Consider the following 18,597-nt stretch of genomic DNA (forward strand, 5'->3'; position numbering starts at 1 on the left):
TTACAGTATTTGCACACGGCGCGCCAAGCATCGAGTTAACAGCATCCGGCTTGCATGATCGCTTTGCACTATTGCGCCAAGGTTCGCCTGAACGCATCTACTTGAACGCATCTACTTGAACGCATCTACTTGAACGCATCTACTTGAACGCTTCGCCCTGAAAGCATCCCCCTGCAAGCATCGCCCTGAAAGCATCGCCCTGAAAGCGTTCAAGCCGCAGGCAAATCGTGCCGGTGACAGACGATGCTGCCCTATGGACCACTTGGTTAACTATCTAGCCTATTAGAATAATACCAATATTGCAAGTTATTTCTGCCGGTGTCGTCGCGGATGGGCGCGAGAATGCGCCGCCCATGGCCGTAGAATATAGGCTGGTGCCAACATTAATATTTGAACTGCAATTTGAGTGACTACGCGGAATCTTGACGGGCACCGGCGGAGCTGTCGGAATATATGCTCCCGCAACGGGCGGTCGATTCGTCACCGGGGATATTCCATTCAAGCCGTCTGCAATGCTGAATACCGATCGCCACCGGCGCGCAAGCCTTGCATCGGAGATTCATGCTGGGCTATGCATCGCGGAACCCGGCGAGCATCGCCATCGCGCGTGGGCAACGGGTGCACTCCCCGGGCGCAAAAGCGCCGTGCGGATGATCGCCGTGCCCGTTCGCGCGTCAGAGCCGTGCCAGCAGGTCGAACAGTTCGCCGGTGTCGACCGGTTTCACGAGGTGATGATGGAAACCGGCCGCCCGGGTCGATTCCCGGTCGCGCTCCTGGCCGTAGCCCGTGACGGCGACCAGCACCGCGGCGCCGGCCTCCGGCATGGCGCGCAGGCGGCCCGCCAGCGCGATGCCGTCGATGTCGGGCAAGCCGATGTCGAGCAGGAATACCTGCGGGCAGGCGACGGCGGCCGCCTCCAGCGCGGCGGCGCTGGAATAGACGGCGCTGGCGGCGTGACCCCTTGCCGCCAGCAGCCCGGCCAGCGAATCGGCCGCGTCGCGGTTGTCGTCGACCACCACGATGTGCAATGCCCGCCCAGGCTGCGCATGGCCCGGCGGTTCCAGTCCGGGCATGGCGGGCGGCGGCTCGCCGGCCGCGCCACCGTCCACGCGCGGCAGGCACACCGTGAAGGTACTGCCCTTGCCCGTGCCATCGCTGCGCACCGCGAGCGACCCGCCATGCGATTGCAACAGGCTCCTGGCCAGTGCCAGGCCGATGCCCAGGCCGCCCTGGGTGCGGTCGGGCCCGCGCCGGCCCTGCACGAAAAGGTCGAAGATGCGCGTCGCCAGCTCCGGCTCCATGCCGATGCCGCTGTCGGCGACGGCCAGTGTCACGTGCTCGGCGGTTACCGACAGGCGGAGCGCGATGTCGCCGCCATCCGGCGTGAACTTGGCCGCGTTGGCGACCAGATTGGCGACCGCCTGGATGATGCGCTTGCGGTCGCCGCTGATCATGGCCGGCATGCTTCCCATGTCCAGCACCAGCCGGTGGCGGCGGGCCTGGATCTGCGGCGCGGCCTGCTCGACCGCATCGGCCACCGCGTCGCGCAGGTCGAGCGGGTGCCGTGCCAGCGTGACCAGGCCGCGCGTGACGCGGGCCACGTCGAGCAGGTCGTCGATGAGGCCTTTCATGTGGCCGACCTGGCGCCCGATGACGGCGGAAGCCTGGCGGACGCGTTCCGGATCGCCGCCCGCGACCGCCAGCAACTGTGCCGCCGCGCTGATCGGCGCCAGCGGGTTGCGCAATTCGTGCGCAAGCATGGCCAGGAATTCATCCTTGGCCTGGTTGGAACGGGACAGTTCGGCCACCAGCGCCTCGCGCTCCCGGTGCGCCTGTTCCAGCAGGTGGCGTTCGGTCGCATCGCGGGTAAAGCAGCGGGTATAGCGCAGGCGGCCGTCGTCGAAGCAGGCGTTGGTACTGATGACCACGTGCCTGATCGAACCATCCTTGCAGCGCAGGCGGGCCGGCTGGTCGTGCAGCGTTCCGCCGGCCTGGAGGCGCTGCAGGATGTCCTCGATGACGGCCCGGTCGGCATGGAAGCGGGCAATGTGGTGGCCGACATATTCTTCCCACCGGTAGCCCAGCAGCGCCAGCTCGGCCTTGTTGGCCCACAGGATGATGCCGTCCGGCCCGACGCGGTGCAGCCCTTCCGCGGCATTCTCGATGAAGTCGGCAAGTTCGCGCTCGCGCTGCCGGAGCGTCCGCTCCGCTTCCCGGGCGCGGGCCACTTCGCCTTCCAGCACGTGGTTCCTGTGTTCGAGCAGGGCCAGCCGCACTGACACGTCCTGCTCCGCGGCCGCCCCGTCGCCGCCGTGCGGATACACATGGTCGTGCTCGCAGCAGATGCGGTGGAAGTCCGCGGCTTGCTGATCGGTTGGAAACAGCTGCCAGGGATAGGCGCAGAACAGTGCGAAGCGGCATTCCCGGCGCAGTGCGTTCCATAGCTGTTCCAGGCGCACGGCGGCGTCGTACAGGCCCTGCTCGCACAGCAGCGCGACCATTTCGCCGAACGCATGCACGGGCTTTCCCGCGGCGGCGACCTGGCGCACCAGTTTGCCGATGACCTGGTCGAAGCGCTGCTCGTCCGGCCAGTCCTCGACCATGAAGCCCGCCAGTGCATCGGCCGCATCCAGCATCACGAGTTCGCCCGGGAACCAGCCGCGCTGGCCCTTCAGGGAGCCCAGGCCCATCAGCTGCTGCCGCAGCGCGCCCCGGTGCTCCGCCGTCGCGATGACGATCGCCGTACCGCCGCCGCGCAGGCCCCGGTCGAGGAATTCGGCGGCTTCGGCCAGCAGTACCACCTCGTCCCGGTAGAAGCGCACGACATGGCGTGCTTCGGATGGCTCTTCCCGTAGTGCCGGCTGCGTTTCCGTATTCAATGTGAACTCTCCTGCGGGCCGCGGGCCCTGCTGCGACTTGTTGGATCAGCTCGAAAAACATCGGCTCGAAAGACGCCCATGGCGGTACTGTTGCGGCACTGCGGTTGCGGCACTGCGGTTGCGGCGGTGCGGTTGCGGCGGTGCGGTCGATGCGATGTGGTCGACGCGGCGTTGCCGCGCTGCCGGACGCGCTGGCGGCACGGCGGCGACGCCTTGCCACGCCCGTCGCCACCGGGTGCAAGGTGGTGCCATGAACATCCCGGCATCATAGCATTGCGTACCGCCGGGCGAGGGCACGCGGGTGCCTTGCAAACATGCAGGCTTGCCGGGGCCGTGTGTTGCCGTGTTACCCTTCATGGATGGGAACTTAATCAATGGGCATGAAAAAGAAGACCGGCCTGATCCTGACCGGCGGGGGGGCGCGGGCCGCTTACCAGGTCGGGGTGCTGCAGGCGATCGCGGAAATCCTGTGGGACGAAGGCTGGGCTCCGGCGCGCAGCCCGTTCCAGATCATTTGCGGCACCTCGGCCGGCGCCATCAATGCCACCGCGCTGGCCTGCCGTGCCGACAATTTCGGCGAAAGCGTGGCCAAGCTGATGGATGTATGGTCCCACATCACCGTCGAACAGGTGTACCGCGCCGACTCGCTGGGCGTGCTGCGCTCCGGCGCGCGCTGGCTGTCGCTGCTGTCGTTCGGCTGGCTGCTGCGCAAGTGGCGCGCGGCGCCGCCGGCCTCCTTGCTGAACAATACCCCGCTGGTCAACCTGCTGCACCGGATGCTGGACCTGCCGCGGCTCGACGGCGTGCTGCAGGAAGGGCTGCTGCATGCCCTGGCCGTCACCGCCTCGTCGTACACCGGCGGCCAGCACATCACGTTCTACCAGACCGCCGCCGAGATCGCACCGTGGACGCGCATGCAGCGGGTCGCGCTGCAAGACCAGATCGGCGTCGAACACCTGCTGGCGTCGTCGGCGATTCCCTTCATCTTTCCGGCCACGCCGCTGTACGTCGGCGGCCAGCGCGAATATTGCGGCGACGGATCGATGCGCCAGCTCGCCCCGATCTCGCCGGCCATCCACCTGGGCGCGGCGAAGGTGCTGGTGGTGGGGGCCGGCCGGCTGACCGAGCAGGCGCGCAGCGGCGGCGACAATGCGCGCTATCCGAGCCTGGCGCAGATCGCCGGCCATGCGATGTCGTCGATCTTCCTCGATGGCCTGGCGATGGATATCGAACGCCCGAACCGCATCAACAACACGCTGTCGATGCTGCCCGCCGAACTGCTGGAACGCACGCCGCTGCGGCCCGTCGAACTGCTGGTGATCGCGCCTTCCGAGCGGCTCGACGATATCGCGGCGCGCCACGTCGGCAGCCTGCCGGCGCCGATCCGCGCGATGCTCTCCGGGATCGGCGCGACCGAGACGCGCGGCGCCGCGCTGGCGTCGTACCTGCTGTTCGAGTCCAGCTACACGAATGAGCTGATCCGCCTGGGCCAGCGCGACACCCACGCCCGGCGCGCCGACGTGCTGGCGTTCTTCGGTCACTGAGGCGGCACAATGACGGCGCGCTTCCTGGTGCTTTGCCTGCTCCTGCTGTGTGGCCTGGCCAGCGCCGCGCCGCCGCGCTCGCTGCGTTTCGAGCAGTTGAGCGTGCAGGAGGGCTTGCCGCAGGAATCGGTGCTGGCGATCGCGCAGGACCGCCAGGGCTTCATCTGGTTCGGCACGCAGGGTGGCCTGGCGCGCTACGACGGCTACCGCACCGTGATCTACCAGCATGCGCTGAACGATCCGCACAGCCTGTCGCAGAACTGGGTGCGCGTGCTGCATGTCGATCCCGCCGGGCGGCTGTGGGTCGGCACCGACAATGGCCTGGACCTGTTCGATCCGCTGACGCAGCGCTTCCGGCACTTCCGCCCGCAAGAGCCGGCGCAGCGCGGCAACGGCAACCGGCATGTGCGCGCCATCGTCGACGATGGCGCCGGCGGGCTGTGGCTCGGCACCGCCGATGGCCTGCAGCGCTTCGATCCGGCGACGGGCCGCTTCACGATCTTCCACCACGCGCCGGACGATCCGCGCAGCCTGGCGCATGACCAGGTCAATGCGCTGGCGCGCGACGCCGCCGGGCGCCTGTGGATCGGCACGCCGGCCGGCGTCGACCTGCTGGCGCCCGGCGCCGCCGGCATGGCGCGCTTTACCGTGACCGGGCCCAATGGCGCACGCGCCGTGGCGGTGCAGTCGCTGCTGGCCGACCGCGACGGCACGCTGTGGGTCGGCACGCATGCGGGCCTGGAACACTGGCGGCTGGCGGTGCCGGCGGCGGCGCCACGGCGCGAGCGGCTGCCGGACAATGCCGGGCTGCCGGCCGGCGCCGTGATGAACCTGTACCAGGATGCCGAGGGCACCGTGTGGGCCGGCATGCGCAACGACGGGCTGTTCCGCTGGCATCCGCAGACGCGCCGCTTCATCGGTTACCGCCATGAGCTGGGCGACCCGCACAGCCTGGCGGACAACTACGTGTCGGCCCTGTTCCACGACCGCGTGGGCACCTTCTGGGTGGGCACCTGGTTCAATGGCGTCAGCCGGGTCGACCTTTCCAGCGGCGGCTTCGCCCGGCTGGTCAAGAACCCCGACCAGCCGGGATCGCTGAGCGACAACCGGGTGCGCGCCATCGTCGATGCCGGCGAGGGCAGGCTGTGGGTCGGCAACGACCATGGCCTGAGCCTGTACGACCCCAGCACTGGCCAGGCCCGGCTGTACCGCCTGCCGCAGGCCGGTAACGGCAGCAGCGATGCCAACGTGACCGGATTGTGGCGCACGCCCGGCGGCACGCTGTGGGTGGGCAGCCGCGCGGGCGTGCGCACGTTCGACCCGGCCGCCGGCCGCTTCGGGCCGCTGCTGCTCTCGCGCGGCAATCCCGAGCTGGACACCGTGCGCTACCTGTTCGGCGACCGCGCCGGCATGATCTGGGTGTCCAGCAAGGCGGGCCTGTACCGCATCGACCCGGCCGGCGGCGCCATGCGCGTGTTCCGGCACGACCCCGGCAATCCCGCCAGCCTGGCCGACGACATCGTCCGGCCCGTGCTGGAGGACCGCCGCGGCAACCTGTGGGTCGGCACGTTCAACGGCCTGGGCCTGCTGGACCGCCGCACCGGCCGGTTCCGCCATTTCCAGCACGACCCGCGCGATCCCGGCAGCCTGTCGCACAACGAGGTGCACTACCTGCACGAGGATGCGCAGGGCACGCTGTGGGTCGGTACCGCGTCGGGCCTGAACCGCATGCAGCACACCGCCAGGGGCATCGCATTTCGCCGCTATACCCGGCAGGAAGGGCTGGCCGACGATGCGATCGCGGCGATCCTGCCGGATCGCCAGGGCAAGCTGTGGCTGTCGACCAACAGCGGGCTGGCCAGCCTGGACCCGGCCACGGACCAGGTGCGCAACTATTCCGGTGCCGACGGCACCATCGAAGGCGCCTACTTCGACGGTTCCGCGTTCGCCGCGCCGGACGGCACGCTGTACTTCGGCGGTTTCAACGGCATCACCGCGTTCGATCCGGCCCGCGTGCGCCCGAACGGCATCGCGCCGGTGGTGGCGATCACCGATTTCCAGATCTTCAACCAGCCGGTGCGCCCCGGCGCCGCGCGGCCCGATGGCGACGTGATCCTGCAGCGCGCCATCGAGGCGACCCGTGCGCTGACGCTGGATCACCGCGACTCGGTCTTCTCGCTGGAATTCGCCGCGCTGCACTTCGCCTGGCCGGAGAACAACCGCTTTGCCTACCAGCTCGAAGGCTTCGACGGCGACTGGGTCAGCACCGGGGCGGGCAAGCGCTTCGCCACGTATACCAACCTCGATCCGGGCCACTACGTGTTCCGCGTGAAGGCCGCCAACAAGGATGGCGTATGGGGCGAGCCGACCGAGCTGGCGATCACGATCCTGCCGCCGGTGTGGAAGACCTGGTGGTTCCGCTCGCTGGCGCTGGTGCTGCTGCTGGGCGGTGCGTTCGGCATGTATCGGGCGCGCATGCGCGTCCTGCGTGACCGGCACCTGCGCCTGGAACAGCAGGTCAGCCTGCGCACGGCCGAGGTGGAAATGAAGAACCGGCTGCTGATGGAACAAAAGCGCGAACTCGAGCAGCGCGACGAACGCCTGCGCCACGCCGCCCGGCGGGCCGAGGACGCCACGCGGCAAAAATCGGAATTCCTCGCCAACATGAGCCACGAGATGCGCACGCCGCTGGCCGGGGTGATCGGCATGCTGGGCTTCGCGCTGCGCGACCGTTCGCTGCAGCCGGTGACCCGCGAGCAAATCGAGCGCGGCCAGGCCAATGCCCAGTCGCTGCTGTCGATCATCAACGACCTGCTGGACTTTTCCAAGATCGAAGCGGGCAAGCTGACCGTCGAGAAGATCGATTTCGCGCTGGCCGCCACAGTGGAGAACGTGGCCAGCCTGTTCGAGGAGCAGGCGGCCGCGCAGGGCGTGGACTTCCGGATCGACTATGCGCGCGACTTGCCGCATTTCGTCATCGGCGACCCGACCCGGCTGCGCCAGGTGCTCGTCAACCTGGTCGGCAACGCATTCAAGTTCACGCAGCGCGGCCATGTCACGCTGCGGGTGGCGCGTGCCGGGGGCGAGGAGGCCGGGTGCACGGAGGCCGGGTGCACGCGGATCCGCTTTACCGTGGAGGATACCGGCATCGGCATCCCGCCCACCGAGCTGCCGCGGCTGTTCGAGAAATTCGAGCAGGCCGATGCCACCACCACGCGCCGCTACGGCGGCACGGGCCTGGGCCTGGCGATCAGTCGCCAGCTGGTGGACCTGATGGATGGCGAGATCGTCGCGCACAGCACGCCGGGCGCCGGCAGCGTGTTTTCATTCACGGTGCCGCTGTGCGACGGCATCGCGCCGGCGCTGTTGCCGCAGGCCGCGCGCGCGCCGCACACGCATCGCCTGAAGGTATTGTGCGCGGAAGATTTCCCGACCAACCAGATCATCATCCGCATGATGCTGGAGGACATGGGCCATGGCGTGGACATCGTCGGCACTGGCGCACTGGCGGTGGCCGCCTGCGCGCAGACCCGCTACGACCTGATCCTGATGGATGGCCGCATGCCGGAAATGGACGGGCCCACCGCCACGCGGGCGATCCGGGCCGGCGGCCCGGCCGGCGCGCCCGTCTGCGACCGCCACCTGATGATCGTGGCACTGACGGCCAACGCCAGCGAGGAAGACCGCAGCCGCTACCTGGCCGCCGGCATGGACGACTTCCTGACCAAGCCGATCGACGAGGATGCGCTGCACCTGCAGCTGGCCCGCGCCATCGAGCGCCAGTTGGCGCGCGGCGTGGTGCTCGATCCGCTGCCGGCGTTGCTGCCGCAGCGCCCGGCGGCGGCACAGCCGAGCGTGGCGGAGCTGGACGCGATGTTCGGCATCGCCGCCGGCCAGCCGATGGCCGGGCCGCCCGGCGGCTCGGCGGACGATCCGGCCAATGCGCTGCGCCTGCGCCTGCGCGATGCCTTCGTGGCCGACCTGCCGGCCAGGCTGGACGAACTGGACGCGGCGCTGGCCGCCGCCGATGCGGACGCGGCGGGCCGGCTGTTCCACGGCATGAAGGGCAGCGCCGCCTACCTGCGGGAGATGGACCTGCACGCGCTGTGCGCGGAGCTGGAACGTGCCGCCGACCGCGCGCTGTGGCCGGCGATCCGGCTCAAGCTGCCGCGGCTGCACGCGCTGCTGGAACGGCTGCTGGCGCCGGCCGATGGCAGCCGCTCCGCCTGAGGCGCTTCGCGTACGCATTTCGCGTGCGCATTTCGCGCGCGCTTTGCAGTGGTTATAATCGCAACGCGCCGATGTGGGGGCGGATACTAGGGAGACTCATGAAAGTACTGGTAGTCGACGACGACGTCGTGTCGCGAATGATGCTGATGCACCTGATCGACAGCAGCGGCCACTACGAGATCGTTGAAGCCGAGGACGGCGCCGATGCGTGGCAGCAGCTTTCCGGCGGGCTGCGGCCGGCCGCCTGTTTCTGCGACCTGCGCATGCCGCGCGTGTCCGGACTGGAGCTGCTGCAGAAGGTGCGCGACGATGCCGCGCTGGCGGCCTTGCCGTTCGTGCTGGTGTCCTCCGCCAACGACCGGGAAACGGTCGAACGGGCCACCCGCGCCGGTGCCACCGGCTACATCGTCAAGCCGTTCGAACCGGCCGATGTGCGCGCCCAGCTCGATGCGCTGGCCGTGCTGCAGGCCGCGCCGTTGCCGGCCGAAGACCCGGCGGCCACTCAGGCGCGGCTCGGCATCGATGCGCAGCGCCTAGGCGCCTACCTGGCCGGTTTCGAAACCCAGCTGCTGGCCGCGGGGCCGGAGCTGGAAACGCTGCTGCGGGAGGGCCAGCGCGGCGAGGCCGCGGTGCGGCTGGAACGCCTGCGTGGCGGCTGCGCCACGCTTGGCCTGACCGGCGCGGCCGGCACGCTGGCCGCGCTGCCGGCCAGCGCGGCCGCGCTGGCGCCGATGCTGGGCGCGGCATGCGACGCCGTGCGCCGGCAGGCCCGGCGACTGAGCGTGTGACAAGCAGGCGTGTGACAAGCAGGCGTGGGACGATCAAGCGTGGGACGGCCAGGCGCGTGGAGGCGCGGCCTTGCGCGGCGGCTTGTGCGACGGATCGTTTAAGCTTAAAGTAAGTGGCCAGTCCAACCATCAACCACAAGGCGATCATGGACCACTCCACGCAAGGCACCGCCAGCGCGCACGCCGATCCGTTCGCGCGGGCCCACCTTCCCCCGGCCGGGCTGTGGCCCGAACTTGTGTTCGACCTGCCCGAGCTGCATTACCCACCCCGCCTCAACTGCGTTGCCGAGCTGCTCGACCGCCATGTGGCCGCCGGCGGCGGCGCCCGCGTCGCGCTGTACGGCGAGCATGAGCAGTGGACCTACGCGCAGCTGCAGGAGCGCGTCGACCGCATCGCCCAGGTGCTGCGCGGCCCGATGGGCCTCGTGCCGGGCAACCGCGTGCTGCTGCGCGGTACCAATACGCCGCTGATGGCCGCCGCCATCCTGGCCGTGCTGAAGGCCGGCCTGGTCGCCGTGCCGACCATGCCCTTGCTGCGCACCCGCGAGCTGGCAACCATCGCGGCAAAGGCGCGGGTGGATGCGGTGCTGTGCGCCGCCGCGCTGCGCGCCGATCTTGACGCGGTGCCGGACCTGCCGCGCGTGGTGCATTTCGGTACCCCGGATGGCGCCCTGGAAGCGCTGATGGCGGGGATGCCGGCCACGTTCGAGGCCTGCGACACCGCGGCGGACGATGTCTGCCTGATCAGCTTCACGTCCGGCACCACGGGCGTGCCGAAGGGGACCATGCATTTCCACCGCGACGTGCTGGCGATCTGCGACTGCTTCCCGCGCCACACGCTGCGCACCCGGCCGGCGGATGTCTTCATCGGCACGCCGCCCCTGGCATTCACGTTCGGCCTGGGCGGCCTGCTGCTGTTCCCGCTGCGCGTGGGCGCCTGCGCGGTACTGCTGGAAAAGCCGACACCGGACACGCTGCTGCAGGCGATCGGGCGGTACCGCGCCACGGTGTGCTTTACCGCGCCCACGTCGTACCGGCAGATGGCGGCGCTGGCAGCCGGCCACGATCTGTCGAGCCTGCGCGAAACCGTGTCGGCGGGCGAGGCCCTGCCGGCCGCCACCCGCGAAGCCTGGCAACGGGCGACGGGGCTGGCCATGATCGACGGCATCGGCTCGACCGAGATGCTGCACATCTTCATCTCCGCGGCGGGCGCCGAGGTGCGGCCGGGTGCCACCGGCAAGCCGGTTCCGGGCTACCGCGCATGCGTGCTCAATGCGCAGGGCCGGCCGGTGGGGCCGGGCGTGGTGGGACGGCTGGCCGTGAAGGGGCCGACAGGTTGCCGCTACCTGGACGACGCGCGGCAACGCGATTACGTGTGCAACGGCTGGAACCTGACCGGCGACGCCTACGAGATGGATGCCGACGGCTACTTCTACTACCGTTCGCGGACCGACGACATGATCGTCTCGGCCGGCTACAACATCGCCGGGCCGGAAGTGGAAGACGCGCTGCTGCGCCATCCGGCCGTGGCCGAATGCGGCGTGGTCGGCAGGGCGGACGACGAACGCGGCCAGGTCGTCGAAGCGCACGTGGTGCTGCGGCAGGGCTTTGCCGCCACGCCCGAGCTGGCGGCCGCGTTGCAGGAATTCGTCAAGGGCGAGATCGCGCCGTACAAGTACCCGCGCCGCGTGGTGTTCGCGGCGACACTGCCGCGCACCGAAACCGGCAAGCTGCAGCGCTTCCGGCTGCGCCAGCCATGAACGTGCTGTGCATCGGCGGCGGCCCGGCCGGCCTGTACAGCGCGCTGTTGCTGAAGAAGGCGGCACCGCGGCACCGCGTCGTGGTGGTGGAGCGCAACCGGCCTTACGATACCTTCGGCTGGGGTGTGGTGTTTTCCGACCAGACGCTGGACAACCTGGTGGCCGCCGATGAACCGACCGCGCGCGAGATCCTGGCCTCGTTCAACCACTGGGACGACATCGAGATCTTCTTCAAGGGCGCGCGGGTGCGCTCGGGCGGCCACGGCTTCGCCGGCATCGGCCGCAAGCACCTGCTGAACATCCTGCAGCGGCGCTGCGAGGCGCTGGGCGTGGAACTGGTCTTTGAAACGGACGTGGCGGACGACGGCGAACTGGCCGCGCATTACGCCGCCGACCTGGTCATCGCCGCCGATGGCTTGAACAGCCGCATCCGCGCGCGCCATGCCGGAACCTTCACCCCGCAGGTGGAAGCGCGGCAGTGCCGCTTCGTGTGGCTGGGCACGACGAAGCGCTTCGATGCGTTCACGTTCGATTTCCGGGAAACGGAACACGGCTGGTTCCAGGCCCACGTCTACCAGTTCGAGCCCGGCACGTCGACCTTCATCGTGGAGACGCCGGAAACGGTGTGGCGTGCCGCCGGGCTCGAAGACATGACGCAGCAGGAGGCGATCGCGTTCTGCGAGCGCCTGTTCGCCGACCGGCTGGACGGTCACCCGCTGATGTCGAACGCGGCGCACCTGCGCGGTTCGGCCATGTGGCTGCGCTTTCCCCGCATCGTCTGCGAACGCTGGGTGCACTGGGCAGGCGCGGTACCGGTCGTGCTGGCCGGGGACGCGGCCCACTCGGCGCATTTCTCGATCGGTTCGGGCACCAAGCTGGCGCTGGAGGATGCGATCGCGCTGGCGCGCTGCGTGGGCGCGCATGGCGACTTGCGGCAGGCACTGGAAGCCTACCAGGCGGAGCGCTCGGTCGAGGTGCTGAAGCTGCAGAGCGCGGCGCGCAATTCGATGGAGTGGTTCGAGAACGTGGCGCGCTACGCGGCGCTGGACGCGCCGCAGTTCGCCTATGCGATGCTGGCACGCAGCCAGCGGCTGTCCCATGAAAACCTGCGCTTGCGCGACCCTGGCTATGTGGCGGACTACGAGCGCTGGTTCGCGCGGCGCGCCTTCGCGCAGGCCGGCCTGGCGCCGCCGGACGAGTGCGCGATACCGCCGATGTTCACGCCGTTCAGGGTGCGCGGCCTGGTGCTGAAGAACCGCATCGTGGTGTCGCCGATGGCGCAGTACAGCGCCACCGATGGCGTGGTCGGCGACTGGCACCTGCTGCACCTGGGCGCGCGCGCGGTGGGCGGGGCGGCGCTGGTGATGGCGGAAATGACGTGCGTTTCCGCCGATGCGCGGATCACGCCCTGGTGCCCCGGCCTGTATGCGCCGGAACATACGGTGGCGTGGCGGCGCATCGTCGCCGCGGTGCATGCGACGAGCGACGCCAGCATCGGCATCCAGCTCGGCCATGCCGGCGCGAAGGGCTCGACGCGCGCCATGTGGGACGGCATCGACCAGCCGCTGGCCGATGGCAACTGGCCGCTGCTGTCGGCATCGCCGCAGCAATACCTGGAAGGCGTTTCGCAGGTGGCGCGCGAAGCCGGCGCGGCCGACATGGCGCGCATCGAAGCCGATTTCGTGCGCGCCACCCTGGCGGCCGACGAGGCAGGCTTCGACTGGCTCGAACTGCATTGCGCGCACGGCTACCTGCTGTCGTCGTTCATCTCGCCGCTGACGAACCGGCGCACCGACGAACATGGCGGCACCCTGGAAAACCGCTGCCGTTTCCCGCTGCGCGTGTTTGCCGCCATGCGTGCCGCCTGGCCGGCGCACAAGCCGATGAGCGTGCGCATTTCGGCGCACGACTGGGTGGAAGGCGGCGTCACACCGGACGACGCGGTGCAGGTGGCACGCCTGTTCAAGGCGGCCGGCGCGGATGTGATCGATTGCTCGTCCGGCCAGGTCAGCAAGCGCGAACGGCCCGTGTTCGGCCGCATGTACCAGGCACCGTTTGCCGACCGGGTGCGCAACGAAGCGGGCATTGCCACGATGGCCGTGGGCGCGATCCACGAGGCCGACCATGCCAACGGCATCATCGCGGCCGGCCGCGCCGACCTGTGCGCGGTGGGCCGGCCGCACCTGGCCAACCCGGCCTGGACGCTGGCCGAGGCGGCGCGCATCGGCTACCGCGCGCAGCCCTGGCCCAGGCAGTACCTGGCCGGCAAGGCGCAACTGGAACGCAACCTGGAGCGGGAACGATCTTGAACAAGAAGGAAGTAGTGCGGGCTGTCCCGGATGCACCGCCGGCGGCACCGCGCCCGATTGCGCTCGACCTGGCCAGCCGCCTGACCGACGACCATCACCAGTCGCTGAAACTGTGGCTGCGCATGCTCTCGTGCACGGTGCGCATCGAGAACGACATTCGTGCGCGGCTGCGCGCGCGTTTCGACGTGACGCTGCCCCGCTTCGACCTGATGGCGCAGCTGGAACGGCACCCCGATGGCATGCGCATGGGCGAACTGTCGAAGCGGATGATGGTCACCGGCGGCAACGTCACCGGCATCGCCAGCCAGCTCGAGCGGGAGGGACTGGTGGCACGCGTCCCCGACCCGCGTGATGGGCGCGCCTACAGCGTGAAACTGACGCCGGCGGGGCGCCGCGCCTTCGCCACCATGGCGCGCGAGCACGAGGGATGGGTGATCGAGCTGCTGGGGGACATGCCGGGCGACGACAAGGCCCGATTGCTGGAGTTGCTGGCGCAGATGAAAGGGCACCTGGATGCCCGCGAGGAGAACGCATGAAATACCTGCACGGGCAGCCGCATGCGCTGCCGGGCCACCGCGCGGCGCTGGCCGGCTACGCGGCGCGCCACTTCCTGTGCGCGGTGGAGGAGGGCGTGGCCACGGTCACGCTGAACCGCCGCGAACGCAAGAACCCGCTGACCTTCGAGTCGTACGCCGAATTGCGCGACCTGTTCCGCGCGCTCGCCCATGCCGACGACGTGAAGGCCGTGGTGGTCGCCGGCGCGGGCGACGACTTCTGTTCGGGCGGCGACGTGCACGAGATCATCGGCCCGCTGACCCGGCTCGACATGCCCGGCCTGCTCGCGTTCACGCGGCTGACGGGCGATGTGGTGAAGGCGATGCGCGCCTGCCCGCAGCCGGTCATCGCGGCGGTCGACGGGATCTGTGCCGGCGCGGGGGCGATGCTGGCCCTGGCGTCCGATATCCGCCATGGCACGGAACGCAGCAAGACGGCGTTCCTGTTCACCCGCGTCGGCCTGGCCGGTTGCGACATGGGCGCCTGCGCGCTGCTGCCGCGCGTGATCGGCCAGGGGCGCGCCGCCGAGCTGCTGTACACGGGGCGTTCGATGTCGGGGCTGGAAGGCGAACGGTGGGGCTTCTTCAACGCGCTGCATGCGCCCGAGGCGCTGCCGGGGGCCGCGCAGGAGCTGGCGCGCGCCCTTGCGCGCGGGCCCACGTTCGCGCACGGCATGACGAAGAAGATGCTGCAGCAGGAATGGAACATGGGCATCGACGAAGCGATCGAGGCGGAGGCGCAGGCCCAGGCGATCTGCATGGCCACCAACGATTTCCACCGGGCTTACCACGCGTTCGTGGCGAAGCAGAAACCGGCATTCGAGGGAGACTGACGTGGCGGACAAGGCATACCTGGACTGGCCATTCCTGGAACCGCGCCACCGTGCGCTGGAAAGCGAACTCGATGCCTGGGCGGCGGCGCACCTGGGCGACACGCATGGTGCTGGTGGGGCGGCCGATGTCGATGCGGCCTGCCGCGCGCTGGTGCGGCGGCTGGGCGAGGCGGGCTGGCTGCGCCATGCGGTGGGCGGCGTGCGATATGGCGGCGCCGGCGAGGCGCTCGACACGCGCGCGCTGTGCCTGATCCGCGAGACGCTGGCGCGGCACGATGGCCTGGCCGATTTCGCGTTCGCGATGCAGGGCCTGGGCTCCGGCGCGATCAGCCTGTTCGGCAGCCCGGCGCAACAGGCACACTACCTGCCGCGCGTGGCGCGGGGCGAGGCGATCGCGGCGTTCGCGCTGTCCGAACCGCAAGCCGGCTCGGACGTGGCCGCGATGGCGTGCGCGGCGGTGCGCGATGGCGAACATTACGTGCTCGATGGCGAAAAGACGTGGATCTCGAATGGCGGCATCGCCGATTTCTACGTGGTGTTCGCGCGCACCGGCGAGGCGCCCGGCGCGCGCGGCATCAGTGCCTTCATCGTCGATGCCGACGCGCCGGGGCTGTCCATCGCCGAACGCATCGACGTCATCGCGCCGCATCCGCTGGCGCGGCTGCGGTTCGACGCCTGCCGCGTGCCGGCCGGCGCCCTGGTCGGCGCGGCGGGGCAGGGCTTCAAGGTGGCGATGGCCACGCTGGACGTGTTCCGCACCTCGGTGGCCGCCGCGGCACTGGGTTTCGCCCGGCGCGCGCTGGACGAAGCGCTGGCGCGTGCCACCTCGCGCACCATGTTCGGCCAGACCCTGGCCGGCTTCCAGCTGACGCAGGCGAAGCTGGCGCAGATGGCCACCGGGATCGACGCCGCCGCGCTGTTGACCTATCGCGCCGCGTGGCTGCGCGATTCCGGCAACAAGGTGACCAAGGAGGCGGCCATGGCGAAGATGACGGCGACCGAAACGGCGCAGCAGGTGATCGACGCGGCCGTGCAGATGTTCGGCGGGCAGGGCGTGGTCAGCGGCGCGCCGGTGGAGTGCCTGTACCGCGAGATCCGCGCGCTGCGCATCTACGAAGGCGCCACGGAAGTGCAGCAACTGATCATCGCGCGCGAACTGCTGCGCGCCTTGCCGAACGGGGAGTGACGATGGAGATCCTGCAACCGCCGGGCTGGCCCCGGCCAAGGGGTTATTCGAACGGCATCGCCGCCAGCGGGCGCGTGGTGTTCGTCAGCGGCATGGTGGGGTGGAACGCCGAAGGCGAGTTCGAGACCGACGATTTCGTCCTCCAGGTCGCGCAGGCGCTGCGCAACGTGCTCGCGGTACTGGCCGAGGCAGGCGCGGGGCCGGCCGATATCGCGCGGATGACGTGGTATGTGGTCGATCGCGATGAATACCTGCAGGCGGCGAAAAGGCTCGGCCAGGCCTATCGCGAGGTGATGGGCGATCATTTTCCCGCCATGACAGCGGTGGCGGTCGCCGCGCTGATGCCAGCGCGGGCGCGGGTCGAGATCGAAGTCACCGCCGTCGTGGAAAACCCTCCGCTGGCCGGCTGATTCCAGGCAGGGCCCGTTACGCGGGGGCCGCCTGGCCCGAACGTGGCGTCGATGCCCGGCAGTTCGCGGGCATCGCGCCGGTTGTCGATCTACCGGCCGGTATCACTCGCCACGACCGGGCTGGAACCCGGCTGGCCGCTGTCAGGCGCCGGTACATGCAAGGCGCAGTTGGTCCCGGCAGCCAGCGGCTTGCTGATGGTCCATCCTGGAACCGGCGCGGCATTCCCGCAGACGAGCAGCCTGGCATCCCTGCCGGCCTGCGTGGCATGCTGGACAATAGTGGTGGGCGTGCCCGCCAGCGTCAGCGCATTGGCGTAGAAGAGCGTTGGCGCCGCATAGAACGGGAAGATGTCACCCACCGGATAGCCGGGATGCAGCACGGCGATCGGCCCGGGCTCGCTGCTGCCGGCAAGCGAGCGCAAGGCAAAGCTGTGCTGGTCATACGGCCTGGACTGTTTCAGGGCGATCGTCTTGTGGACCAGCAGGGCATTGAGGCCGATGGCCAGCGCCGCCAGGGCAACGCCGAGCGGGATGGCGAGCGCCGGTTTGGCCGCTTCGGGATCCATGCGGAGCCTGGCGGCGATATCGCTGAATCCCAGCGCGCAAAGGATGGCCGACAGCGGCGCCAGCGGCATCGCGTACCACACCAGCTTGGTACCGGCGGATGAAATCACGACGAGGTAGACGATCAGGCACATGGCCAGGAACGCCGTCAGCCGTTTCACCGCAGCCGAGCCGCACACGAGCAGGTAGGCGGCCATGAGCAGGCTCGGCACCAGCCACGGGAAGAACTTGACCCGGAACAGGTACCAGAGCGGGCTGCCATGATGGCCTTCGAGCGCATTGGCATAACGGCCGCCGAGGTCGTTGGCCTGGACCGCCGCGAAATAGCCCGGATCGATCTCGTTCCGGATCCAGTAATAGGAAACACACGCGGCGGCCGCCAGGATGCATCCGATATAAAAATATGGCTTGCGCAATATCGCGCCAATCTGACGGGTGAACAGTGCGTAAAGGAAAATACCAGGAAGGAAAATCATCCCCTGGATGGTTTTCGTATAGAAGGCGAGGACGACGGCGATGGTCGTCAAGGCGAAGTACATCCGCTTGTTGCGGGTCTGTTCCTGCAGGAAGATGAAAGCGCACAGGATGTAGACGGTCGTCAGCAGCGTGAGCAGCGAATCGTAGTTGCCCGAACGCGCGCCATGGATCTGGATATACCCCGGCGTGGCAAGAATGATGAGGACGGCCAGGAATGCCTGGACGGGGCGGCGCAGATAATGGCCGACAAACCAGTACACCAGCATGGCGGTGCCCAGCGCTGCCAGCACCGAAGGCAGGCGTACCCCCAGTTCATTGACACCGACCAGGTTGATGGCAATGGCCATCAGCCAGATCAGCAATGGCGGCTTGGTATTCCAGTGATCGGGCTGCCATTCGAATGTGGTGATGAGCGACAGGCCGGTCTTCGACATTTCCAGCGCATTGTTTGCCAGGCGCGATTCATCCCACAGTTCGATCGGAATGTCGGTGAGGCGATAGAACAGCACCACCGCGGACGCGGCAAATGCCAGCAGCAACAGGAACAGATTGCGCCGCTGGTTGTCCTGGCTGCCGGCATCCGTGGCATGGCTGCCGCCGCCGCTGTCCGACAGCGGGGTGCGCCAATCGGCCCCTTGCTTTCCCGCCTTGCCACTGCTGTAATCCACGAACACCATGGCCTTCGAGCCGATGTAGAACACCAGTGTATAGAACGGCATGGCCAGCACGTGGCACAGGTACGAATTCAGCTCCAGGGCCAGGAAGGCTTGCAGGGCGGCGAGATTGGCCAGGTAGGCGACGGCGCAGACGAGGATGAAGCGCGCTGCCGCCTGCAGGGTATTGCCCTTGTGCGAGAAGGTCCAGAATTTGTTGAGGAAAAAACTGCACAGCATGCCGATTGCATACCCGCTCACATTGGCGGCAACGTCATCGACGCCCAGCCATGCCTTGGCAATGAAGATGACGGCCATGGTCACGGCGGTATTGAAGACGCCAACGGTCAGGAACTTGCCGAGCGTTACGGAGAACAACTTGTTGAGTGAGGGGGCGGCTATCATCATCG

General features: G+C 68.9%; 11 protein-coding genes. 9 read left to right on the plus strand and 2 right to left on the minus strand.

Annotated features, from left to right (window positions below; all coding sequences use genetic code 11):
• Positions 1 to 674: 674 nt before the first annotated feature.
• Positions 675 to 2,879 (minus strand): ATP-binding protein, encoded by a 2,205-nt coding sequence (locus tag OU994_RS09290; RefSeq protein WP_281610524.1) that lies wholly within the window; start codon positions 2,877 to 2,879, stop codon positions 675 to 677.
• Positions 2,880 to 3,253: 374 nt separating this feature from the next.
• Between OU994_RS09290 and OU994_RS09295 the strand changes: the two genes are divergently transcribed.
• The 9 genes from OU994_RS09295 (at position 3,254) to OU994_RS09335 (ending at position 16,493) form a co-directional block, all read left to right on the plus strand.
• Entirely contained in the window at positions 3,254 to 4,423 is a 1,170-nt protein-coding gene (locus OU994_RS09295) for a patatin-like phospholipase family protein (RefSeq protein WP_281610525.1), read from the plus strand.
• Between the two features lie 9 nt (positions 4,424 to 4,432).
• On the plus strand, positions 4,433 to 8,653 hold the full coding sequence (locus tag OU994_RS09300; protein ID WP_281610526.1) for a two-component regulator propeller domain-containing protein: 4,221 nt from the start codon (positions 4,433 to 4,435) through the stop codon (positions 8,651 to 8,653).
• Positions 8,654 to 8,751: 98 nt separating this feature from the next.
• The gene (locus OU994_RS09305) at positions 8,752 to 9,441 is read left to right on the plus strand and encodes a response regulator (protein WP_281610527.1); all 690 of its coding nucleotides are present in this window, start codon (positions 8,752 to 8,754) and stop codon (positions 9,439 to 9,441) included.
• Positions 9,442 to 9,587: 146 nt separating this feature from the next.
• On the plus strand, positions 9,588 to 11,201 hold the full coding sequence (locus OU994_RS09310; RefSeq protein WP_281610528.1) for a benzoate-CoA ligase family protein: 1,614 nt from the start codon (positions 9,588 to 9,590) through the stop codon (positions 11,199 to 11,201).
• Positions 11,198 to 13,510, plus strand: coding sequence for a bifunctional salicylyl-CoA 5-hydroxylase/oxidoreductase (locus OU994_RS09315; protein WP_281610529.1), 2,313 nt, complete (start codon positions 11,198 to 11,200; stop codon positions 13,508 to 13,510). Before OU994_RS09310 ends, OU994_RS09315 begins: the two co-directional genes overlap by 4 nt.
• Before the next feature lie 56 nt (positions 13,511 to 13,566).
• A complete protein-coding gene (locus tag OU994_RS09320; RefSeq protein ID WP_229420940.1) occupies positions 13,567 to 14,046 on the plus strand; it encodes a MarR family winged helix-turn-helix transcriptional regulator in 480 nt (159 codons plus the stop codon).
• On the plus strand, positions 14,043 to 14,897 hold the full coding sequence (locus OU994_RS09325; protein ID WP_281610530.1) for an enoyl-CoA hydratase family protein: 855 nt from the start codon (positions 14,043 to 14,045) through the stop codon (positions 14,895 to 14,897). The genes OU994_RS09320 and OU994_RS09325 overlap by 4 nt, the downstream gene beginning before the upstream one ends.
• Position 14,898: 1 nt before the next feature.
• The gene (locus OU994_RS09330; RefSeq protein ID WP_281610531.1) at positions 14,899 to 16,083 is read left to right on the plus strand and encodes an acyl-CoA dehydrogenase family protein; all 1,185 of its coding nucleotides are present in this window, start codon (positions 14,899 to 14,901) and stop codon (positions 16,081 to 16,083) included.
• 2 nt (positions 16,084 to 16,085) lie between these two features.
• Complete coding sequence (locus OU994_RS09335; protein ID WP_281610532.1) at positions 16,086 to 16,493, plus strand: RidA family protein; 408 nt, start codon at positions 16,086 to 16,088, stop codon at positions 16,491 to 16,493.
• Between the two features lie 89 nt (positions 16,494 to 16,582).
• On the opposite strand, the gene OU994_RS09340 is transcribed toward OU994_RS09335, so the two are convergent.
• Positions 16,583 to 18,595 (minus strand): GtrA family protein, encoded by a 2,013-nt coding sequence (locus OU994_RS09340; protein ID WP_281610533.1) that lies wholly within the window; start codon positions 18,593 to 18,595, stop codon positions 16,583 to 16,585.
• Positions 18,596 to 18,597: the final 2 nt, after the last annotated feature.

Source organism: Pseudoduganella sp. SL102 (genome assembly GCF_027856995.1).
GTDB lineage: Bacteria > Pseudomonadota > Gammaproteobacteria > Burkholderiales > Burkholderiaceae_D > Rugamonas > Rugamonas albidiflava.